At 71.8% G+C, this 20,755-nt stretch carries 19 protein-coding genes; 12 read left to right on the forward strand and 7 right to left on the reverse strand.

Features of this window, described 5'->3' with window-relative positions:
- Positions 1–179: 179 nt before the first annotated feature.
- Both ACFWTE_RS26155 and ACFWTE_RS26160 read left to right on the forward strand, forming a co-directional pair.
- Complete coding sequence (locus tag ACFWTE_RS26155) at positions 180–920, forward strand: acyltransferase (protein WP_378782568.1); 741 nt, start codon at positions 180–182, stop codon at positions 918–920.
- 93 nt (positions 921–1,013) lie between these two features.
- Positions 1,014–2,156 (forward strand): cystathionine gamma-synthase, encoded by a 1,143-nt coding sequence (locus ACFWTE_RS26160; RefSeq protein WP_378782569.1) that lies wholly within the window; start codon positions 1,014–1,016, stop codon positions 2,154–2,156.
- Between the two features lie 172 nt (positions 2,157–2,328).
- Here ACFWTE_RS26160 and ACFWTE_RS26165 read toward each other — a convergent pair whose 3' ends face one another.
- Entirely contained in the window at positions 2,329–2,568 is a 240-nt protein-coding gene (locus ACFWTE_RS26165) for a hypothetical protein (protein ID WP_378782570.1), read from the reverse strand.
- A 299-nt stretch (positions 2,569–2,867) separates the two neighbouring features.
- Between ACFWTE_RS26165 and ACFWTE_RS26170 the strand changes: the two genes are divergently transcribed.
- Both ACFWTE_RS26170 and ACFWTE_RS26175 read left to right on the forward strand, forming a co-directional pair.
- Entirely contained in the window at positions 2,868–3,599 is a 732-nt protein-coding gene (locus ACFWTE_RS26170; RefSeq protein ID WP_378782571.1) for a GntR family transcriptional regulator, read from the forward strand.
- Between the two features lie 8 nt (positions 3,600–3,607).
- Entirely contained in the window at positions 3,608–4,420 is an 813-nt protein-coding gene (locus ACFWTE_RS26175) for a GntR family transcriptional regulator (RefSeq protein ID WP_378782572.1), read from the forward strand.
- A gap of 121 nt (positions 4,421–4,541) precedes the next feature.
- Here ACFWTE_RS26175 and ACFWTE_RS26180 read toward each other — a convergent pair whose 3' ends face one another.
- Positions 4,542–5,690 (reverse strand): VWA domain-containing protein, encoded by a 1,149-nt coding sequence (locus ACFWTE_RS26180; protein ID WP_378782586.1) that lies wholly within the window; start codon positions 5,688–5,690, stop codon positions 4,542–4,544.
- Between the two features lie 133 nt (positions 5,691–5,823).
- A complete protein-coding gene (locus ACFWTE_RS26185) occupies positions 5,824–7,233 on the reverse strand; it encodes a sigma 54-interacting transcriptional regulator (protein WP_378782573.1) in 1,410 nt (469 codons plus the stop codon).
- A 243-nt stretch (positions 7,234–7,476) separates the two neighbouring features.
- On the opposite strand from ACFWTE_RS26185, the gene ACFWTE_RS26190 reads away from it, so the two are divergent.
- The gene (locus ACFWTE_RS26190; RefSeq protein ID WP_378782574.1) at positions 7,477–8,628 is read left to right on the forward strand and encodes an FIST N-terminal domain-containing protein; all 1,152 of its coding nucleotides are present in this window, start codon (positions 7,477–7,479) and stop codon (positions 8,626–8,628) included.
- 177 nt (positions 8,629–8,805) lie between these two features.
- Complete coding sequence (locus ACFWTE_RS26195) at positions 8,806–10,116, forward strand: hypothetical protein (protein WP_378782575.1); 1,311 nt, start codon at positions 8,806–8,808, stop codon at positions 10,114–10,116.
- Positions 10,117–10,204: 88 nt separating this feature from the next.
- Here ACFWTE_RS26195 and ACFWTE_RS26200 read toward each other — a convergent pair whose 3' ends face one another.
- The 3 genes from ACFWTE_RS26200 to ACFWTE_RS26210 form a co-directional block, all read right to left on the reverse strand.
- A complete protein-coding gene (locus ACFWTE_RS26200) occupies positions 10,205–10,681 on the reverse strand; it encodes an RDD family protein (protein WP_378782576.1) in 477 nt (158 codons plus the stop codon).
- Positions 10,682–11,062: 381 nt separating this feature from the next.
- A complete protein-coding gene (gene greA, locus ACFWTE_RS26205; protein WP_378782577.1) occupies positions 11,063–11,563 on the reverse strand; it encodes a transcription elongation factor GreA in 501 nt (166 codons plus the stop codon).
- A gap of 142 nt (positions 11,564–11,705) precedes the next feature.
- A complete protein-coding gene (locus ACFWTE_RS26210) occupies positions 11,706–12,146 on the reverse strand; it encodes a DUF4307 domain-containing protein (RefSeq protein ID WP_378782578.1) in 441 nt (146 codons plus the stop codon).
- A gap of 158 nt (positions 12,147–12,304) precedes the next feature.
- On the opposite strand from ACFWTE_RS26210, the gene mca reads away from it, so the two are divergent.
- The 3 genes from mca to ACFWTE_RS26225 all read left to right on the forward strand — a co-directional run bounded on the left by mca (position 12,305) and on the right by ACFWTE_RS26225 (position 15,769).
- On the forward strand, positions 12,305–13,183 hold the full coding sequence (mca, locus tag ACFWTE_RS26215) for a mycothiol conjugate amidase Mca (protein ID WP_378782579.1): 879 nt from the start codon (positions 12,305–12,307) through the stop codon (positions 13,181–13,183).
- Between the two features lie 5 nt (positions 13,184–13,188).
- Entirely contained in the window at positions 13,189–13,470 is a 282-nt protein-coding gene (locus ACFWTE_RS26220; protein ID WP_378782580.1) for a hypothetical protein, read from the forward strand.
- A gap of 190 nt (positions 13,471–13,660) precedes the next feature.
- Positions 13,661–15,769, forward strand: a complete 2,109-nt coding sequence (locus tag ACFWTE_RS26225) for a thioredoxin domain-containing protein (protein ID WP_378782581.1) — start codon at positions 13,661–13,663, stop codon at positions 15,767–15,769.
- Positions 15,770–15,956: 187 nt separating this feature from the next.
- On the opposite strand, the gene ACFWTE_RS26230 is transcribed toward ACFWTE_RS26225, so the two are convergent.
- Positions 15,957–17,324: a serine/threonine-protein kinase gene (locus ACFWTE_RS26230; RefSeq protein WP_378782582.1), complete on the reverse strand. Its 1,368-nt coding sequence runs from the start codon at positions 17,322–17,324 to the stop codon at positions 15,957–15,959.
- A 314-nt stretch (positions 17,325–17,638) separates the two neighbouring features.
- On the opposite strand from ACFWTE_RS26230, the gene ACFWTE_RS26235 reads away from it, so the two are divergent.
- From ACFWTE_RS26235 to ACFWTE_RS26245, 3 genes are all read left to right on the forward strand, one after another.
- Complete coding sequence (locus ACFWTE_RS26235; RefSeq protein ID WP_378782583.1) at positions 17,639–18,250, forward strand: RNA polymerase sigma factor; 612 nt, start codon at positions 17,639–17,641, stop codon at positions 18,248–18,250.
- Positions 18,251–18,343: 93 nt separating this feature from the next.
- Complete coding sequence (locus ACFWTE_RS26240) at positions 18,344–19,105, forward strand: isoprenyl transferase (RefSeq protein WP_378782584.1); 762 nt, start codon at positions 18,344–18,346, stop codon at positions 19,103–19,105.
- 267 nt (positions 19,106–19,372) lie between these two features.
- The gene (locus tag ACFWTE_RS26245; protein ID WP_378782585.1) at positions 19,373–20,722 is read left to right on the forward strand and encodes a PhoH family protein; all 1,350 of its coding nucleotides are present in this window, start codon (positions 19,373–19,375) and stop codon (positions 20,720–20,722) included.
- Positions 20,723–20,755: the final 33 nt, after the last annotated feature.

Genomic DNA, 20,755 nt, shown 5'->3' on the forward strand with positions numbered 1-20,755 from the left:
TTATAACCCCACGTCTCTCCCCGGCCCCGGGGGCCCCCCCCACCGCCCGCCGGCCCCCCCCGCCCCCCGGCCGGCGCCCCCCCCCCCCCCCCCCCGGGGCCCGGTGCGTGGGGAGCGGGCACTCCTACGCGTACTCGGACACTGCTAATGTTCGCGGCAGTATTACTGACAGGTAATAAATGGGAGCACGCGTGTCTCGGCTGTTGTCCTGGATCATCCGCTCCGTCTGGTCGTACGCCCGTCGCAAGGCCGAGATCCGGGCCGGGTCCGGGGCGGCCCGGAAGTTCGCGCGCTTCGGGGCGGGGTCCGCGATCGCCTTCCCCACGGCCACCCTCTACGGCGAGCCCTGGATCGAGATCGGCGTGCACACCGTCCTGGGCGGCGACATGACCCTCGCCGCGGGGATGGGGCCCGACTACGACCTGGGCGAGGGCTCCGTCGTGCGGATCGGATCGGGCTGCGCCATCGGCCGCGGCTCCCACATCGTCGCCCACAAGTCCGTGGACATCGGCGACCACGTGTACACCGGCCCCTACGTCTACATCACCGACCAGAACCACGCCTACGCCAACACCGAGATCCCCGTCGGACTCCAGTGGCCCGTGGACGACCCGGTCAGTATCGGTGACGGCACCTGGATCGGCGCGAACGCGGTCATCCTCCCCGGGGTCCACCTGGGCCGCAACTCCGTCGTCGCGGCGGGCACGGTGGTCCGGCCCGGCACCTACCCCGACCACGCCGTCATCGCGGGCATCCCCGGGAAGGTCGTGCGCACCTACGACGCCGACCTCGGGTGGGAGCCCCCGCTGAAGGAGACCGGGACCCCCACCCGCGTGCCCACCCCGGTCAGCGGGCTGCCCCCGGAGGTCCCGGTGGAGCCTCCACTGCCCGGCTCCGCCACCCGCTTCCCACCCGCCTGACCTCCCCTGCGGGCGGGCGCGGTTCCCCGTCCACGGCGCTCCCGCCCAGCTGAACACGGGTCCCGGGGGGACCGCGGGCGCTAGTGTGGCCACATGAAGTTCGACGGGTTTGAAACACTGGCCATCCACGCAGGACAGGAACCGGACGCCGGGACCGGCGCCGTGGTGGTCCCGATCTACCAGACCAGCACCTACGCCCAGGACGGCGTGGGCGGTCTGCGCCAGGGGTACGAGTACTCGCGCACCGGCAACCCCACGCGCGTCGCGCTGGAGGAGTGCCTGGCCGCGCTGGAGTCCGGGACGCGCGGCCTCGCGTTCGCCTCCGGGATGGCGGCGGAGGACACCCTGCTGCGCACGGTCCTGTCGCCGGGCGACCACATGATCATTCCGGGCGACGCCTACGGCGGGACCTTCCGCCTCGTCTCCAAGGTGGTCGAGCGCTGGGGCGTGCGGTGGGACGCGGTCGACCAGTCCGACCCCGAGGCGGTGCGCGCGGCGGTCCGGCCCGAGACCAAGGTGGTCTGGACCGAGACGCCCACCAACCCGCTCCTGAACATCACCGACATCGAGACGGTCGCGCAGATCGCCCACGAGGCGGGCGCGCTGCACGTCGTCGACAACACGTTCGCCTCGCCCTACCTCCAGCAGCCGCTGGCCCTGGGCGCGGACGTCGTCGTGCACTCCACGACCAAGTACCTCGGCGGCCACTCCGACGTGGTGGGGGGCGCCCTGGTCGTCTCCGACGCCGGGCTGGGCGAGCGGCTGGCCTTCCACCAGAACACCATGGGTGCCATCCCGGGGCCCTTCGACTCCTGGCTGACCCTGCGCGGGGTCAAGACCCTGGGCGTACGGATGGACCGGCACAGCGCCAACGCGGAGCGGGTCGTGGCCGCGCTGGAGGCCCACCCGGCGGTCCGGCGGGTCTACTACCCCGGGCTGGAGAGCCACCCGGGGCACAAGGTCGCCGAGCGGCAGATGCGGTCCTTCGGCGGGATGGTCTCCTTCGCTCTGCGCGACGGGGAGAAGGCTGCGCTGGATCTGTGCGAGCGGACCGAGGTCTTCACCCTGGGCGAGTCCCTGGGCGGGGTGGAGTCCCTGATCGAGCACCCCGGGCGGATGACGCACGCGTCCACCGCGGGTTCCCCGCTGGAGGTACCGGCGGACCTGGTGCGGATCTCCGTGGGCATCGAGTCCGGTGAGGACCTGGTGGCGGACCTGGTGCAGGCCCTGGGTTAGGGCGTACCGCGCCCCTGCCCGAGCGGCCGGTGCCGGAGCCCGAACGCGCTCCGGGTACGGGATCACGGTGGAGGGGGCGGCCCGGTGAGCCCTTCCGGTCACCGGGTCGGGCCGGTCGGCGGTGCCGCGGCGGGGCCGCGGTGCCGTGCCACCGGCCCCGTGTCCCCCCGGGTCAGACCGTGGTGGAGGTGCGCCCCTGGGGAGGGGGCGGCCCGGAGGGCTTCTCGTTGGCGAAGCGGAGTCCGACGACGAGGCTGCCGGTGCGGGAGAGAGCGGTGCTGTCGTCGCCCCGCAGGGAGCGGTAGGTCCCACGGCGGTCCTGGCGGCGCATGCCGATGGAGATGGCGAGCAGGAATCCTACGGCCAGGCCCAGAAGCACGACTCCTACGAGTGTGATGACGATCGGGATCATACTGGTCTCCTCACGGGCGGTCTCTTCTAGTGCTTCGTACGCCCTCCTTCGAGATGAGGGGGCGCGAGGTGGTGTCTCACGAGCGCGGTGTCCGTCGTCGGTGGTGTCCGGGTGGTCGGTCCGGCGGTGTGCGGGTCGTCCGGTGCGCGGGTGTCCCCTCGGTGGCTTCACCCGTACTCAGGGGGGCCTTCCTCTAAGATGGGTTCATGAGAACCGGATCGACCTGTTCGGATGGTGTACCGATCACCTTGTTGGTACAAGCTAGGTTGTTGGTCTAGTACCCCAGCGAGGACTGACTTATGCGCGCACAAAGCAGATATCGCCAGATCGCTCGAACCCTGAGGCAGGAGATTCAGGAGAGGAGCCTGCCGCTCGGAGGACAACTGCCGTCGGAGAAGCAGCTCGAAGAGCGCTTCGAGGCGTCCCGCAACACGATCCGGCTGGCCCTGGGCATGCTGCGCAACCAGGGGCTGATCGTCAGCCGCCCCGGTAGGGGGCACTTCGTCCAGGACGTCGTCCCCGAGACCTTCTACGCCAACCGCGCCGGGGACGGACCCGCCGGGCTCAACGAGTCGGGCATGACGGGGCAGATGCTGGAGGAGCTCCAACTCCTCAGCGCCACCCCCGACATCGCCAGCCGCCTGCGTGTCCCCGAGGGCGACATGACGGTCGTCCGGCGGATGTACCGCTTCTCCGGGGAGATCTCGGGCTCGATCAGCTCCGCGTACTACCCCATGAACCTCGTCAACGACACCCCGCTCATGCTGCCCGAGGACGTCGAGAGCGCGCTGTCCGTGCTCGCGGAGCACGGACACCGCCAGGCCGGTTTCGTCGACGAGCTGACGACCCGCATGCCCAGCCCCCACGAGGCCGGACAGCTCGAACTCCCCCCGGGGGTCCCGGTGATGCAGGTCCACCGGACCGACCTCTCGGAGGAGAGGCCCATCCGCGTGGTGGAGACGGTCTACGCGGGTCACAGCATCCGCTACCAGTACGAGCACGGCAACATGAGCGCCTACCGCCGGGACTGAGCACACGCATGAGCACGTCGAGGAAGACCGAGGTCGCCGACCACCTGCGGGAGGCGCTGTCCAGGGGCGACTACAAACCGGGCGAGCGGCTGCCGGGGGAGGAGGAACTCGCCGAACAGCTCGACGTCTCCCGAGCCACCGCGCGCCTCGGTATGCGCATCCTCCAGGACGAGGGCCGCATCGCCATCCAGGCGGGGCGCGGGGCCTTCGTCTCCGACCACCGCCCCATCGTCCATCTGGCCACCCCCATCAGCGGCGGCAGCGACTCCGAACGCTTCGACGTCGGATACCAGCCGCACCTGCGCGAGGCCGGATACGACCAGATCGACGAGAAGATCAAGGTCAGTCTGGACACCATGCGCCCCAAGGTGGCCAGGCGGCTCCGCCACGGCGAGGCCGCGGACGGTCCCCACGGGGGGCTGGTCGTCATCCGGGCCTCCGACCGTTTCGTCGACGGCAGCCTGTGGCAGTCCCAGATGACCTACTTCCCCTTCCACATCGCCAACAACACCCCGCTCATGTCCCCCGACCGGCTGGAGCGGGGAGTGGCCGCGATCCTTCAGGACCTCGGCTACCGGGAGGAGTGGAACTGGGACATCGTCGGCGCCCGGATGCCCTCCCAGGACGAGGCCGAATCCTTCGGCCTGGCGCCCGGGATACCCCTGCTCGTGCAGGAGCGCGTCGCCCACGACGGTGAGATCCCCCTGAGGTTCACCGAGACGGTCATGCCGGCCAACCGGCACCAGCTCCTGTACTCCGGGGGGCAGGCCCCCGAGGAGCTGCTGCTGATGGCCTCCGACGTCAACATCTTCGAGCGCTGACCCCCGCGGCGCCGCCCCGCGAGGTCACACGGGGCCGCGACCCGGCGACCCCCGACCCGGGTGGTACCACCGGAGCGGGGCCGCATCGGACGGTCCGCCCACGCGCGCCTGGGCCCCGGGATCAGACGGGTCGGCGCAGGTACCGGTCCACCACCAGCGGGCCCAGCTCTCCGGCGCCGGCACGCACCACCCGGACGCCCCGGCGCCGCTCCACACGCTCCTGGAACGCGCGCAGCCGCGGATCGTCCGCCAGGACGAAGAACGCCACCTCCGCGCCCTCCCGCAGCGCGGCGTCCAGCTCGGCCAGGGTCAGCTCCTCCGTGCGCGGGTCGGGGGGCCACGAGAAGCGGGCGCCTCCGTCCTCGCCCAGGTGGGCGGTCGGCTCCCCGTCGGTCACCACCATCACCTGCGGACGCAGCCCGCGGTGGCGTCTCAGGTGGCCCCGCGCCAGCCGCAGGGCGTGGTGCAGGTTCGTCCCCGGGACACGGCTCCAGTCGTGGGCGGCCAGCTCGGCCGGTGTCATCACCCGGGCACGGTCCCCGAAACCGATCAGCCCCAACCGGTCCTGCGGGTGGCGGACCCGGACCAGCGTGTGCAGGGCCAGAGCCGTGCCGGTGGCCGCCTCGTGCAGCGATCGGGTCGTCATCGAGTGGGACAGGTCCACCAGCAGGGCCACGGCGGACGCCTGCGCGGGCTCGGTCTCCGCCACCCGCACGTCCTCCGGGCGCAGGACCACGGACCGCTCCCCGGGACGGGCCCGGCGCAGGGCGGCCTCCCGCACCGTGGCGACCGCGTCCAGCGCCCGGTCCCCGCCCTCGGCGTGGGGCAGGTGGCCGCCGGTCGGTTCGCCGTCCGGGCCGGAGCCGCCCCGGAGGCCTGCCCCCGCGAACCCGGGACCGCGCCGTACCGCCTCGATGTCCCGCAGCGCCAGTTCACCCAGCCGCCGTAGCTCGCGCGGCCCCCATGCGCGGTCGGGCCCTCCGGCGTCGGCCCGGACCTCCCCCCGGCTCCCGTCCGGAGGGTCGTACGCGTCGGCGTCCAGCCCGTCCGGGGCCGTGGGACGGCCCTCCTCGTAGCGCAACAGCACCCCCTCCGGGGCGGCGGCCTCCGGACGCTGCGTCCCGGAGGCGGGACCGGCACCCGACACATCCCGGGCCGGCCGCCCGCGCGGCGCGGCCCCGACCCCGTCGGAGGCGGCTTCCCCGGCCGATGCCCCGGATCCGTCGAGCGGATCGGGCCCACCGGTGTACTCCCGGTACCGGAACCCCACTCGCACCGCCTCCCGATCCGTCCCGGCGCGCCGTTCCGGGCGCGTAGGGCACGACCCTACGCCCGGCGCCCGCACCCCGTGTGCCCGGTCCGCGGAGGAGCGGGTGCCGGTGCGGTCGGCGAGGTCGCACGAGTCAGAACCGGTACACCCCTCCACCGGGGAGCGTGTCCTTGGACAGGCGGCGCTCCAGGTACAGCCCCTCCAGCGCGAACTCCACCACCGCCGCGGCCAGGCCCTGCGTGGGAGGCCCGTCCTCCGACTCCGGCGCCGCGCGGTCGATCATCGCGGCGAGCCCCGGTACGGTGCCGACCCGGCGCAGCAGCTCCACGGCGCCCACGAGGTCGCCGGACTCCACGGTCGCACCCCCCGAGAACCGGTCGCTGAGCGCAGACAGGTCCGCCCCGCCCAGCCGCTCCCTGAACGCCTCCGCCGTGGCCCGGCGCAGCAGGGCGTGCAGGACCTCCGCCTCCCGGCCCTCGGACCCCAGCTCGAACTCGACCTTGCCCAGCAGCGGTTCCACCGCCTGTGCCAGGTCGCACACACGCGCCACCGGGGCCTCCCCGCCGGACAGCGCGGACCGGCGCAGCGCCGAGGCCGCCGCCGTCTCGGCCGCCGCCACGGCGAAGCGCACGGACACCCCCGACCTGGCGTCCACCCGCTTCGACGCGCGTACCAGCCGGGTGAACCGCGCCACCGTCTCCCACACGTGCGCGGGCAGCGTCGTCCCCTCCGGCAGCACCGCCTCCTGGCGGACCAGCGCGAGCTCGTCCTCCAGGGTCAGCGGGTAGTGGGTCCGCACCTGCGCGCCGAAGCGGTCCTTGAGCGGGGTGACGATCCGTCCGCGGCTCGTGTAGTCCTCGGGGTTGGCGCTCGCGACCACCAGGACGTCCAGAGGGAGCCGCAGGCTGTAGCCCCTCACCTGGAGGTCGCGCTCCTCCAGCACGTTGAACAGGGCCACCTGCGCGCGGGCGGGCAGGTCGGGGAGCTCGTTCACGCAGAACACGCCCCGGTTCGCGCGCGGTACGAGACCGTAGTGGATGGTCTCCGGGTCCCCCAGCGAACGCCCCTCGGCCAAACGCGCCGGGTCCACGTCGCCGACCAGCTCGCCCACACCCGTGTCGGGGGTGCCCAGCTTCTCCCCGTAGCGCTCCCGACGGTGCCGCCACACCACCGGCAGATCCTCCCCCTCCTCCGCCGACCGCCGCACGCACACCGGGCACACCGGTGCGAAGGGGTGGTCGTTCACCTGGCACCCGGCCACCGCCGGGGACCACTCGTCCAGCAGGCCCACCAGGGCGCGGATCAGCCGGGTCTTGCCCTGCCCGCGCTCACCGAGCAGCACGATGTCGTGGCCGGCCAACAGGGCGCGCTCCACCTGGGGGAGCACCGTCGAGTCGAAACCGCGCACCCCGGGGAAACGCGGTGCGCCGGATCCCATCAGGCCGAGCAGGTTCTCCCGCACCTCGGCCGCGACGGAACGGTGGACATGGCCGGAATCACGCAACGCAGCACGGGTCCGGGGGAGTTCGGGGGGTGCGCTCACCCTTCGAACCTATCCGCAACGGGTGCCGTGAGAACCGGGGTGTCCCGCCCGTGTTTCCCGGGCACCCCTGGGGAAAGGGACACCCCGTCAGCGCGTCCCCGTTCGGCCGCCCCGCCACCAGAGCCGGTGCCCGGCCATGTTCACCGGAAAACCCCCGGATGGGCACCGGGGTGGAAGAATGGGACGCGACGGTGGAGTCCCGCGAACGGCCCAGGCGGCCGGTGAAACCGGAGGTGGCGGCTGGTGGCACGGTTCGGCAGTGCACTGACGACGGGGGCCGACCTCGTGAACGCGGCCGAGCGCGCCGTCCTCGGCGCGCTGGAGCAGGTCGACGGGACGGCCGACCTGGTCTGCTTCTTCGTCTGCGGCGCCGACCCCGAGGAGGTCACCCTCGCGGGCAAGCGCGTCATGGCCCTGGCCGGGGACGCGACCACCCTCGGGTGCAGCTCCACCGGCGTCATCGGCGGCGGGCGCGGGGTCGAGGGGCAGGGCTCGGTGAGCGTGTGGTGCGCCGATCTGCCCGGAGTCGAGATCACCCCGTTCCGGCTGGACACCGTCATCGAGGGCGACCACCTCGCCGTCGTCGGCATGCGCGAACCCGGTCCCGGCGACCGCGCCGCCATCCTGCTGGCCAACCCCTACGAGTTCCCCACCCAGGCGTTCGTGCGCGAGTCCACGGCCGCGCTCGACGGCCTGCCCCTCATCGGCGGCATGGCCGACGGCATGCGCGGAGAGGAGTCCGTCCGCCTCTTCTGCGAGGGCGACGTCGCCGAGCACGGGGCCATCGGGCTCCTCCTCGGCGGCGCCAACGTCCTCGGCACCGTCGTCAGCCAGGGCTGCCGCCCCGTCGGCCCGACGATGACCGTCACGAAGGCCGAGGGCAACCTCATCCTCGAACTCGCGGGCGCCAATGCCTACGAGAAACTGGAGGAGCTCATCGAGGAGCTCCCGGACGAGGACCGCGAACTCGCCTCGCACGGCCTGCACCTCGGCATCGCCATGGACGAGTACGCGGACCACCACGGCCAGGGCGACTTCCTCATCCGCAGCGTCGTCGGCGCCGACCCCGAACTCGGCGGGCTCACCGTCGGCGACATGGTCGAGATCGGCCAGACCGTCCGCTTCCAGGTCCGCGACGCGGGTACCGCCGACGAGGACCTCGCCCGGCGGCTCGCCGACTTCGGAGCCGAGCACCACGTCGGCGCCGGGCTGCTCTTCTCCTGTAACGGGCGGGGGGCCTCGCTCTTCCCCCACGCCGACCACGACGTCCTCGCCGTGCACCGCGTACTGGGTGTCGACGCCGTCGCGGGCTTCTTCGCGGCCGGGGAGATCGGCCCCGTCGGCGGCGTCAACCACGTGCACGGGTTCACCGCCTGCCTGCTCGCCTTCGCGTAGGGGAGAGGAAGAGGTTTCGTAGCGCGCGCGTCCACGCTGCTCAGCCCGGTCACGAGTCGTACTTTTACCGCCGTAACACCGACACCCGGCGCACGCTCCTTGAGTGTGCGCACACCAGGACGCTTACTGAGAGTGACCAATTGTGTGACTCTCGGTGTTTGGTGAGGGAAGGTACAGATGTCCGACAAGCGGTGCGAGCGTACGAGCGCCCAGACCCTGGCGGCCCTGGGGGCCGCGGTCCTCCTCCTGCCACTGGCAGCGCCTGTCCCAGCGCTCGCGGAGAGCGGCTGGACCCGCCAGGACCTGGACTCGGCTGACCGGGTCGGACTGGTGCTGGAGTCCGGGGTCCTGAGACCGGACGGCCCGGAGGCGGACGGGGGCGGGGCCTCGCTGCGCCTGGAGGAGGGGCGGGCCGGCACGGGTCTGGCGACCTTCCCGGAACAGCCCCTGCACCACACCACCGACTCCGTGGACGTGCGGGTGCGGGCGGACGGTGACATCGAGGACCTGCTGACCGAGGTACGGGGCGTCCGCCCGGACGGGATGTGGACCGAGTGGCACCAGGCTCCGGGAAGTGGCGGCCGGGTGACCCTGCCGCACGACGTCTCCCGGGTACAGCTGCGGGTGGAGGTCGACGGCGACAGCACGGCGCTCACCGGGCTCCGGTTGCGCCCGCTGGTGAGCAGCGCGGACCAGCCGGACGGCGGACGCGGGGAGGAGGGCGGAGCGGAGGGGGCCGGGGCGGCCGCACCGTTCTCGGCACGGCTCTTCGCCACCCGCATCGGCCTGGTGGGCGGGACCACCGCCAACGGGCACACCGTCCGAGAGGACGACCACTTCGCGGCCCTGCCCTCCCGCCGTGGCCTGGCCGCCCGTGGCGGCGGCGAGTACACGGTGCGGGTGTGCACCACTGGCGCGCTCGGCCCCGAGGGCGAGGGAGGGACCGCGGACCACGAGCCCCGGTGCTCCTACCTTCCCGTATGGGACGTGGGCCCCTGGAACACCTCGGACGACCACTGGAACGACGACCGCGAGTCGTGGCGAGGCCTGGACCGCGGACGCCCCCAGGCGCAGGCCGCGTACCAGGAGGGGCACAACGGGGGCCTGGACGAGTTCGGGCGCGAGGTCCGTAACCCGGCCGGGATCGACCTGGCCGACGGCGCCTTCCAGGAGGGTCTCCAGCTGCCCACCAACGGCTGGGTGGACGTCGACTACCTGTGGACGGCCGAGTACCGGCAGCGCGCGGAGATCACCACCGCGACCCAGAGCGACCCGGTGGTCGTGCGCGGCGGTCCCGGACGGGAGCACGGCCCGGTGGGCCTGGCGGCGCACAGCGCCACCGTGGACGTCGCCTGCCAGGCTGCCGGGGACGAGGAGACGGGTCCTTTCGGGACCAGCCGCGCCTGGTACCGGATCGGCCCCGGAAACTACGTTCCGGCGGTGTTCGCCGACGGCGGCGCCGACGCCCCGGTCTGTACGGACCTGTAGCCTCCGGTCCGGACGTTCGGGGGTCCCGAGGGCAGAGGTCCCGGGCCGCCGGGGCTCCCGGGGCCCCCGGGCCCGTCCGCCCGGGGCCTCAGCCGCGGATGACCACGGTTCCGGCGGCCCGGTCGTGCAGGGCGCGCGACTGCGGGTCGAAGTTGACGGGCAGCGCCTCGACCAGGGAGAAGAGGTGCCCCACCCCCGGCAGGGTCTGGGGGAGGCCGAAGAACGCCGCACGGCCCAGCGCCTGGCCCTGGGTGAGCCGACCGCCGTCGGCGGCGCTGACCACCTTGATACCGAGCATCATCTTGCCGATCGTGCGTCCCCAGGCGACCAGGTACAGCCAGTCGTAGAAGAACAGCAGCAGTCCCCAACCGAAGAAGAACAGGAACGCCCACACCGAGCTCTGGGCGTCGGTGGTTTCCGCCCCCGGGGTGAGCGCCACCGTCACGAGGGCCATGAACACGAAGAACACGCAGGCGGCGATCACCACCAGCACGTAGTCGACGGTGCGGGCGGCCAGACGCCGCCCCAGGCCGACCGTCTCCACCGAGGGGGGAGGCCCGGCCACGGGGGAGACCTCCGCCCCCGGGCGGCCCCAACCCGGGACGGGAGGCGGGGGCACAGGCCCCCACCCGCCGTGCGGGACGTACGAGCCGGGCCGGGGTTCCTGGGGGGTCCAGTGGGGAGAGGACATCGCGGCGTTGGTCCCTCTGTTCGTCGGCTGTGCGGGGGCGGGGAGGACACGGGCGGAACCCGTCACATCCCCGGGCTCCGAGACTACGACGCTCCGGGATCGCGAATGGATGCCTCGTGGGGCCTCCCGTCCCCAACGGAGCCGCCGGAGCGGCCCTTGCCCCACCGGTTCTCCACCGGTGGGCGGAACCAGGCCACCCGGAACGCGGTGGGGGGCGGCCGTCGGCCGCCCCCCAACCCGTTCCGACGAACGGTGTCACATACCGCTGTAGGGGACGGCGTCGATGACCTCGACCCCCAGGCTCTTGCCGTTCGGGAGCGTGTAGCTGACGCTCTCACCGATGCGTTTGCCGTTGATGGCGGAGCCGAGAGGGGACTTGGGGGAGTACACGTCGATCGGAGAACCGCTCTCCTCACGGGAGGCGAGCAGGAAGGTGACCTCCTCCTCATCCCCGTCGAACTTGACGGTGACGGTCATGCCGGGGCCGACCACACCCTCGGTGCGGGGAGCCTCCCCGACACGCGCGGTCCGCAGGATGCCGGTGAGCTGGAGGATGCGGGCCTCCATCTTGCCCTGCTCCTCCTTGGCGGCGTGGTAGCCGCCGTTCTCCTTGAGGTCGCCCTCCTCGCGGGCGGCCTCGATCTTCTCCGCGATCTCGATCCGCCCACGCCCCGACAGGGTGTCCAGCTCAGACTTGAGCCGGTCATACGCCTCCTGGGTAAGCCAGGTGACGTTGTCATCGCGGGTCTGGGTCACTGGAACTCCTTGTGTACTAGTAGCCAGGGCCACCAGGCGGCCGAAGCTGAACTTACGAGAATATCACCGTGTGTGGTGGCACAAGGGATCTCGTAGGCGTGGCGGCGGCACCGGGGACCAGGCAGGGGAAGAGCTCGGTCGATCAGTCCTGCGAACCTTGTTCCCTGCACGAGGCCACTTGTACCGCAGAAGCCTGACGAACCGTTTCAACGGTCGTGGTGACCATCCGGTTCCCCGCCTGTGCCTCGGAGCGCTTCTGGCCCACCTCGACGTGCTGGTCGTCCAGGGCGACGATCAGGCACTCGGCCCCGTCGCTGCTGTTCACCTCGTAGTTGACGGTGACCTCGTCAGAGGACTCCAGCGAGTAGGACACCACCTGGTGGTACACGCCGTCCCCCAGCCCCCTGTAGCTCATCATGGAGTAGCCCCAGCCGACCGCGCACAGGACCGCGAACACGGTCGCGATCACGAAGAAGACGGGGCCGTTGCCGTGGCGCTTGCGGAGCGCGGGCGCAACGGGTTCGGCCGTGTCGGCCGGGGTGTCGGCACTGTTCACGGCGTCTTCTTCCGGGGTGGGCTGCATCGGGAATCTCCGAACAAGGGGACGGTGTTGTCTAAGATATCCCCGACCTGACAGCCCCCCTACGCGGCCCGTGCGTGAGTCGTCGAAGCCGTGCCCGAGGGGAGGCCGGACAGCTACGCCTTCGTGCCCGTGTTCACCAAGTCAAGGAGAACCCTTCGTTGTCCGAGCGCCTGCGGCTTATGGCCGTCCATGCCCACCCCGATGACGAGTCCAGTAAGGGCGCGGCCACGATGGCGCGCTACGTGGACGAGGGCGTCGACGTGCTCGTCGTCACCATGACCGGTGGCGAACGAGGCGACATCCTCAACCCCGCCATGGAGCGTCCCGAGATCCGCGAGAACATCGCCGCGGTCCGCCGAGAGGAGATGAACCGGGCCCGGGAGATCCTGGGCATCCAGCAGGAGTTCGCGGGGTTCGTCGACTCCGGCCTGCCCGAGGGCGACCCCCTGCCGCCGCTGCCGGACGGGTGCTTCGCGACCCTGCCGGTGGAGGAGGCCTCCGCGCCCCTGGTGGAGTCCATCCGCCGCTTCCGCCCGCACGTGATCCTCACCTACGACGAGAACGGCGGCTACCCGCACCCGGACCACATCATGACCCACAAGGTCTCGATGCACGCGTTCGACGCCGCGGGCGACCCCGACGCCTACCCGGACGCCGGGGACCCCTGGCAGCCGCTGAAGCTGTACTACTTCGTCTCGTTCCCGCCGGAGCGGTTCGTGGCCCTGGCCGCGATCCTCGCCGAGCGCGGCATCGACAACCCCTTCGAGGAGTGGATGGAGCGGATCGACGAGCGCGAGTACCCCCGGTGGGAGATCACCACCCGGGTGCACTGCAGTGAGCAGTTCGACGTGGCGCACGAGGCACTCAAGGCGCACGAGACCCAGGTGGACCCGAACGGCTTCTGGTTCGCCATCCCCAACGAGATCGTCGCCGAGGTCTGGCCCACCGAGGACTACCACCTGGTGCGCTCGCTGGTGGACACCGAGGTCCCTGAGAAGGACCTCTTCGCGGGTGTCCGCGAAGCAGTGAGAGTATGAGTGGCATGAATACCCTTCTCACCTCGTCGGCTGTGCTGGCCACCGACGTCTCGCTGGACAAGGACACCGTGACACCCGGGGTCATGGGCTTCCTCGTCATCTTCGCGATCGGCGTCGTCCTGTACTTCCTGATGAGGAGCCTGACGGGCAAGCTCCGCGCGCTGCCCAAGGAGGACGGGGCGCCGGAGTCCGGCGAGCCCGCCCGGGTCGAGGCCTCCGCCGGGGAGGCGGGGGCGGACGAGGTGGCCGCCTCCGCGGCGGACGGCGCCGGCGAGTCCAGGGGCTGACCCCCCGACGTCCGGCGGCCGGTCCGGCACGGGCACGACACGGCCCGCCCGGACCCGCGGGAGCGCTCCCCGGACAACGTCCCCCGCCCCGACCCAGCGGGGCGGGGGACGGTGGCCGCCGCGGACGGGCCGGCCCTCCCGCCGCGGGGCGTCCCGGGCGGTTCCGGGCCGCGGGTGGCACAGTGGTGGCATGCCCAACCGCTTGAGCGAAGCGACCAGCCCGTACCTGTTGCAGCACGCCGACAACCCCGTGGAGTGGTGGCCCTGGGGCGAGGAGGCCTTCGAGGAGGCCCGCCGGCGCGACGTCCCCGTACTCGTCTCCGTGGGCTACGCGGCCTGCCACTGGTGCCACGTGATGGCCCACGAGTCCTTCGAGGACGAGGCGACCGCCGCGCGCATGAACGCCCACTTCGTCAACGTCAAGGTGGACCGTGAGGAGCGCCCGGACGTCGACGCCGTCTACATGGAGGCCACCCAGGCCATGACCGGCCAGGGCGGGTGGCCCATGACCGTGTTCGCCACCCCCGACGGGGCGCCGTTCTACTGCGGGACCTACTTCCCGCGCGACCACTTCCAGCGGCTGCTGGAGGGCGTGTCCACCGCATGGCGGGACAAGCGCCCCGAACTCCTCGACCAGGGGAAGCGGGTGGTGGACGCCCTCGGAGCCCCCCGCACCCTGCCCTCCGCACCGCCGCCCTCCGCCGAGCGGCTCGACCTGGCCGTGCACGCGCTGGTGCGCGACTACGACAGTGCCCAGGGCGGGTTCGGGGACGCCCCCAAGTTCCCGCCGTCGATGCTGCTGTCCTTCCTCACCGCGCAGGACGAGCGCACCCGGCCCTTCCCGGGCGGCGGCGCCCCCGCGGGCCGCACGACGCCGCACGGCGGAGGAACGGCGTCCCCGGCGGAGGCCTCCGGGCCGGACCAGGCCACCCCGGCCTGGCTGATGGCCACCGGCACCGCCCTGGCCATGGCCCAGGGAGGCATGTACGACCAGCTCGGCGGCGGGTTCGCCCGCTACTCGGTGGACCGCGCGTGGGTCGTCCCCCACTTCGAGAAGATGCTGTACGACAACGCGCTCCTGCTGCGCGCCTACCTGCGCATGGGCCGCCGCCCGGTACGGGCGGGGGCCGGCACCGCGGACACCGGCGTCCACGCACTGCTGCGCCGGGTGGCGCAGGAGACCGCCGACTGGATGCTGCGCGACCTGCGCACCCCCGAGGGAGGGTTCGCCTCGGCGTTGGACGCCGACAGCGAGGGCGAGGAGGGCACCTACTACGTGTGGACGCCCGCCCAGTTGCGCGAGGTACTGGGAGAGGAGGACGCCGCCTTCGCCGCCGACGTGTTCGGCGTGACGGACGAGGGAACCTTCGAGCACGGCACCTCCGTGCTCCGTCTACCGGTCCCTCCCGTCGACACGTGGCGCTTCCAGCGGGTCCGCGACGCCCTGCTCGCCGCCCGCGCCGAACGGGTCGCGCCCGCGCGCGACGACAAGGTGGTGGCCGCCTGGAACGGGCTGGCGATCGCCGGACTGGCCGAGGCCGGAGCACTGCTGGAACGCCCCGACCTGGTGGACGCCGCCCGCGACGCGGCGGAACTACTGCTCTCCGTGCACCTGCGGGACGGACGCCTGGTGCGCACCTCCCGCGACGGCAGGGCGGGCCCCAGCGCCGGGGTACTGGAGGACCACGCCGACGTGGCCGAGGGGCTGCTGGCCCTGCACGGGGTGACCGGGGAGCCGCGCTACGCGCACGAGGCCGGACGGCTCCTGGACACCGTCCTGGAGCACTTCGGTGACGGCGAGGGCGGGTTCTTCGACACCGCGGACGACGCCGAGAGGCTCTTCAGCCGCCCGCAGGACCCCACCGACAACGCGACCCCCTCCGGGCGCTCGGCTGTCGCGTCCGCGCTCGTGACCTACGCCGCCCTCACCGGTTCGGAGCGCCACAGGACGGCGGCCGAGGGGGCCCTGTCACCGGTGGCACTGCTGGCGGAGAAGGCGGCGCGGTTCGCAGGCTGGGGCCTCGCCGCCGCCGAGGCCGCCCTGTCCGGGCCGCGTGCCGTCGCGGTGGTGGGCGACCCCGAGGACCCCCGCACGGAGGAACTCGTGCGCACGGCGCTGACCTGGGCGCCCCTCGGCACGGCTCTTTCGCGGGGCGACGGCCTCGACGACGGCGGGGTGCCGCTGCTGCGCGACAGAGCACGGGTCGGCGGAGCCCCCACGGCCTACGTGTGCGAGGGGTTCGTGTGCAAGCTCCCGGTCACCACACCCGAGGACCTCCGGGCCCAGCTGCTCGCCTGATCGTGTTTTCTGCGTTCCTCCGTGCTCGCGTCCACTGACCCGGGAGCACTTCGGAGAACATCCCCGGGCCGTCAACGGGGCACGGTCGCCGCTCGGGCCCCGTCGGACGGGGACGGACGGGGACCGGCCCCGGGGGCGGGGTGTGGCACGTGTGGGGTCGGGGCGGCGCTTTGCCGCGGTGAGCCGGTCAGCCCAGGCGGGTGCCGGCGATGATGTCGTTCACCACATCCGGGCGGTGGTCGGGCTGGCGGATCTCCATGTACACGGTCGTGGGTACGCCCGGCTGGTGCACGGCGGCACTGGTGAACGCTCCGCCGCCGTCGCACTCGGGCCAGTCCCACACCGTGCCCTCCCAGGCGGGGGTGTGCAGTTCACGCTCCTCCGGGGCACCACCGCACTGGGCGGTGGCGGGGACGCCGCCCAGCGCCCGGGACTCCGGCAGCACCGTCGCGTACACCCCGTAGGACGGCACCTCGGTGGAGTACCAGTCGTCGGCGTCGGTCGCCACCAGCAGCCCAGGGCCCGCGCCCGCCTCGGCCGCCGCCGGACGGGCGGCCTGGTCGGTGTTGAACTCCTGCGCCCATACCGAGGGCACGTTCACCCGGAGGTTCTGGGTGGTGTACCGCACCGTGGTCAGTGCCAGCCCCGGGCTGCCCGCGGACGCGGTGACACCCGCCGCCACCAGCAGCAGGGCGGCCGTCAGGGTGACCGTGCGCCGCCAGGGCATCTGGTAGCGCTGCCACCACGGGTCCGCCTTGGGCAGGTCGGGTTCGGTACGGATCGTTCTCACACGGTCCGTGAAGGTCTTGGCGTCCGCGGGGCGGCTCTCCCGGTCCACCGAGAGCGCGGAGAGGATGAGTTCGTCAAGAGCACGGGGGAGTCCTGGCCGGATCCGGCCAGGCGCGATCTTGACCGGTGGACGCGAGGGAGGCCGCCCGGTGATCAACTCGTAGGCGACCGCACCCAGCGAGTACACGTCGGACCGGACGTCCAGGTCCCCGCCGGGGATGCTCTGCTCGGGCGACATGTAGCCGGGCGTCCCGGCCGCAGCCGTGAACCCCGAGGCCTCGTCGATGGCCTTCGCGAACCCCAGGTCCGCGACCAGCACGCGCTGCCCCACCGGCGAGGACTGGAGCAGGACGTTGGAGGGCTTGATGTCCCGGTGGATCGTGCCGTGGTTGTGCAGCACGGTGATGCCCTGGCCGATCTCCGTCAGCAGGCGCAGGGCCTCGTCCAGGGGCAGCTGGCCCCGGCGGATGAGGTCGGTCACGCTTCCCTGGTCGGCGTACGTCATGACCATGTAGGGGCGTCCGTCGGGCAGCACGTCGACGTCGTGCACCGCCACCAGCCACGTGGAGTCGGTCTGGCGCAGGATGCGCGCCTCCTCCAGGAACCGGTGCTGGATATCCATCTGGTGCGCCCAGTTCTCGGCGAGTACCTTGATGGCCACCGGGTAGTTGAGCAGATCGTCCTGCGCCAACCAGACCGTGGCGAAGGAACCGGAACCCAGGCGCCGGATGACGCGGTAACGTCCGAAGGCCTCCGGTTGGCTCATTTCCGCCTCGGTGTGTCGGGGGTGAATACGCGGTCGTTGCCCACTAATACACCATCTACGCCTTCACACCGACTCCCGCCGATATGATCCCCTCTCCGGGTAGCGCGGATACCCCCGGGGCATGGAAACTGGGGGTGACCCCGTCGGGTTCGATGTGCCATGTGAATGGTTGCGGCGAAATGTCATGTTTCGCGAGGGTGGAGCCGTAGGGGCTCCGTGGACGTCCCATTGGCGTGTGACCCTCGTACCGACGGGCGCACACGCGTCCGAACCGGACGGCGGGACGTCTGCCGTCAGCCAGGGAGAGACCAGACATGCGCAGTAGTGACCACGCGGAGAACGAGGAGACCCCGACGCCCCGGCGGCGGGTGGCGAGCAACGTCGACGAGGAGTTGGAGGAACTCGCGCGACGGGCCAAACACGGCGACGCCGTGGCCCTGGACGACCTCCTCCGGCGCATCCAGCCCGAGGTTCTGCGACGGTGCGCACGCTTCCTGCCCTACCGCCAGGACGCGGAGGAGGCCTGCCAGGACGCGCTCCTGCGCGTCGCCCGCAAGATCGACAGCTTCAAGGGCGACTCCCTGTTCACCACCTGGCTGTACACGGTGGTGTCCAACTCCGCGCGCCAGACCTACCGGTCGATGAAGCGCAGATCCGCGGAGTTCCCGACCGAGGCGGAGCGCATGCCCCACCAGAGCGACCCCCGCACCACCAGCGTCATCGCGGGCTCCCGCATCGACCTGCTGGAAGCCCTGGACCAGCTGGAGAAGGACCGCCCCAACCTGGTGGCGCCCCTGGTCCTGCGCGACCTGTGCCAGATGGACTACAACGAGATCGCCTCCGAGCTCAACCTCGCCCTCGGTACCGTCAAGTCCCGCATCCACCAGGGCCGCAAACACGTGCGCAAGTCCCTCGCTGTGACGTAGCGCCCCGGGGCGAACTACTCTGGAGGAATCCCCGTCGGCACCTCCTTCACAGGAGTGTGCTGTCTTTAGTTCCAGCTCTGAGAGGTTTCGCCAATGGGGCTCCGAGACCCCCTGTACTGGCTCTACGAACGCCGGCTCGAACACCAGCTGAGCAGCCAGGAGATTCCCCGCCACGTCGGCGTCGCCATGGACGGCAACCGTCGATGGGCGAAGAGCAGCGGCCTTCGTGGGGCGGAGGAGGGCCATCAGGCCGGCGCGAACAAGATCTTCGAGGTGCTGCGCTGGTGCGACGAGGTCGGTGTGCAGGTCGTCACCCTGTGGATGCTGTCCACCGACAACCTCACCCGCGACGAGTCCGAACTCGGCCCGCTGGTGCGCATCATCGAGCAGACCATCGCCCGCCTCCGCGAGGAGGGGTGGAACACGCGCCCCGTCGGCGCGCTCGACGTGCTGCCCGACACCACCGTCCGAGCCCTCAAGGAGGCGGAGTCGGCAACATCCGGCAACCCCGGCCTGGTTGTCAACGTCGCCGTCGGGTATGGAGGTAGACGTGAGATCGCTGATGCGGTTCGGTCCCTCCTCCACGAGGAGGCGGCCAAGGGCACCGGTATCCAGGAGCTTGCCGAGCGCCTGGACATCGAGGACATCGCCCGGCATCTCTACACGCGCGGCCAGCCCGACCCCGACCTGCTCATCCGCACGTCGGGCGAGCAGCGTCTGTCGGGTTTCATGCTGTGGCAGAGCGTGCACTCGGAGTTCTACTTCTGCGAGGTCTACTGGCCCGCGTTCCGTAGGGTGGACTTCCTCCGTGCACTGCGCTCCTACGGCGCGCGCAACCGTCGCTTCGGCTTCTGACCCCCGGCTCTCCCCGCCGACCAGCCCATTAACGCGGTGTTCACCGTGCGGCGGGACGGACCTCTTGGAAACGGGGTCACGGGCGCGTAGCGTCGGAACAAGCGGGTGGTGTGCATCCACCCGTTCGGGAGGCCCCGGCTCATTGATCTCCTCCGCTCTCGCGGAACGTCGACGAGGAGGGCCGGACCCGGCCCTCTGGGGCCAGGTCCCGGTCCTCCATGATCCCGTGACAGTAGGGTGCCCATGCGGTGCCCAAGGGGAGAACGAGTGGCTAGTTCCTCGACCGATCGCCGTGACACCCAGTCCCCCACCGACCCCCACACGGAGGTAGGTCGGACAAGGCGCGTCCACGTGCTCGACACCAGCGTCCTGCTCGCCGACCCGATGGCCATGGCCCGGTTCGCCGAGCACGAGGTCGTCATCCCCGTGGTGGTGATCACCGAGCTGGAGAGCAAGCGACACCACCCGGAACTCGGGTACTTCGCTCGCAACGCGCTGCGCCGTCTCGACGACCTGAGGGTCGCCAACGGCCGTCTGGACGTCCCGGTGCCGGTGAACGACCAGGGCGGAACGCTCCGTGTGGAGCTCAACCACAGCGATCCCAAGATCCTGCCGGCGGGCTTCAGGCTCGGCGACAACGACACCCGGATCCTGACGGTGGCTCGCAACCTCCAGGAGGAGGGCGGGAACGTCGTGTTGGTGAGCAAGGATCTGCCGATGCGGATCAAGGCCGCCTCCATCGGGCTCCCGGCCGACGAGTACCGCGCCGAACTGGCCATCGAGCACGGCTGGACGGGCATGGCCGAACTGGACGTGCCCGCCCACCAGATCGGTGAACTGTTCGACGGCGGTACCAGCGAGATCGAGGAGGCCAGGGAGCTCCCCTGCCACACCGGGCTGGTGCTCGTGTCCGAACGCGGCAAGGCGCTCGGGCGGGTGCGGCCCGACAAGTCCGTGAAGGTGGTGCGCGGGGACCGGGACGTGTTCGGCCTGCACGGTCGCAGCGCCGAACAGCGGATCGCCCTCGACCTGCTCACCGACCCCGAGGTCGGCATCGTGTCCCTGGGCGGGCGCGCGGGCACCGGAAAGTCCGCGCTGGCGCTGTGCGCCGGGCTGGAGTCCGTCCTGGAGCGCCGCCAGCAGCGCAAGGTGATGGTGTTCCGCCCCCTGTACGCGGTCGGCGGTCAGGAACTCGGCTACCTGCCCGGTTCCGAGAACGACAAGATGACCCCGTGGGGCCAGGCGGTGCACGACACCCTGTCCGCCGTGACCAGCGAGGACGTCATCGAGGAGGTCGTGGACAGGGGGATGCTGGAGGTCCTTCCGCTCACGCACATCCGGGGCCGTTCGCTGCACGACGCGTTCGTGATCGTGGACGAGGCGCAGTCCCTGGAGCGCGGCGTGCTCCTCACGGTGCTGTCCCGGCTGGGGGAGAACTCGCGGGTGGTGCTCACCCACGACATCGCCCAGCGCGACAACCTGAGGGTGGGCCGCCACGACGGCGTGGTCGCGGTGATCGAGAAGCTCAAGGGCCACCCGCTGTTCGCGCACATCACCCTGACCCGGTCCGAGCGGTCACCGATCGCCGCCCTGGTCACCGAGATGCTGGAGAACTGACACCCCGGCGTCCCGGGACCGGCCGCCGAGGCC

This window comes from Nocardiopsis sp. NPDC058631 (assembly GCF_042716955.1).
Classification (GTDB): domain Bacteria; phylum Actinomycetota; class Actinomycetes; order Streptosporangiales; family Streptosporangiaceae; genus Nocardiopsis.

Bases quoted from the DNA above. Each gene is read 5' to 3' on its own strand.
- ACFWTE_RS26155 (WP_378782568.1), top strand. From the start codon at position 180: ATGGGAGCACGCGTGTCTCGGCTGTTGTCCTGGATCATCCGCTCCGTC.
- ACFWTE_RS26160 (WP_378782569.1), top strand. From the start codon at position 1,014: ATGAAGTTCGACGGGTTTGAAACACTGGCCATCCACGCAGGACAGGAA.
- ACFWTE_RS26165 (WP_378782570.1), bottom strand. From the start codon at position 2,568: ATGATCCCGATCGTCATCACACTCGTAGGAGTCGTGCTTCTGGGCCTG.
- ACFWTE_RS26170 (WP_378782571.1), top strand. From the start codon at position 2,868: ATGCGCGCACAAAGCAGATATCGCCAGATCGCTCGAACCCTGAGGCAG.
- ACFWTE_RS26175 (WP_378782572.1), top strand. From the start codon at position 3,608: ATGAGCACGTCGAGGAAGACCGAGGTCGCCGACCACCTGCGGGAGGCG.
- ACFWTE_RS26195 (WP_378782575.1), top strand. From the start codon at position 8,806: ATGTCCGACAAGCGGTGCGAGCGTACGAGCGCCCAGACCCTGGCGGCC.
- ACFWTE_RS26210 (WP_378782578.1), bottom strand. From the start codon at position 12,146: ATGCAGCCCACCCCGGAAGAAGACGCCGTGAACAGTGCCGACACCCCG.
- ACFWTE_RS26220 (WP_378782580.1), top strand. From the start codon at position 13,189: ATGAATACCCTTCTCACCTCGTCGGCTGTGCTGGCCACCGACGTCTCG.
- ACFWTE_RS26225 (WP_378782581.1), top strand. From the start codon at position 13,661: ATGCCCAACCGCTTGAGCGAAGCGACCAGCCCGTACCTGTTGCAGCAC.
- ACFWTE_RS26230 (WP_378782582.1), bottom strand. From the start codon at position 17,324: ATGAGCCAACCGGAGGCCTTCGGACGTTACCGCGTCATCCGGCGCCTG.
- ACFWTE_RS26235 (WP_378782583.1), top strand. From the start codon at position 17,639: ATGCGCAGTAGTGACCACGCGGAGAACGAGGAGACCCCGACGCCCCGG.
- ACFWTE_RS26240 (WP_378782584.1), top strand. From the start codon at position 18,344: ATGGGGCTCCGAGACCCCCTGTACTGGCTCTACGAACGCCGGCTCGAA.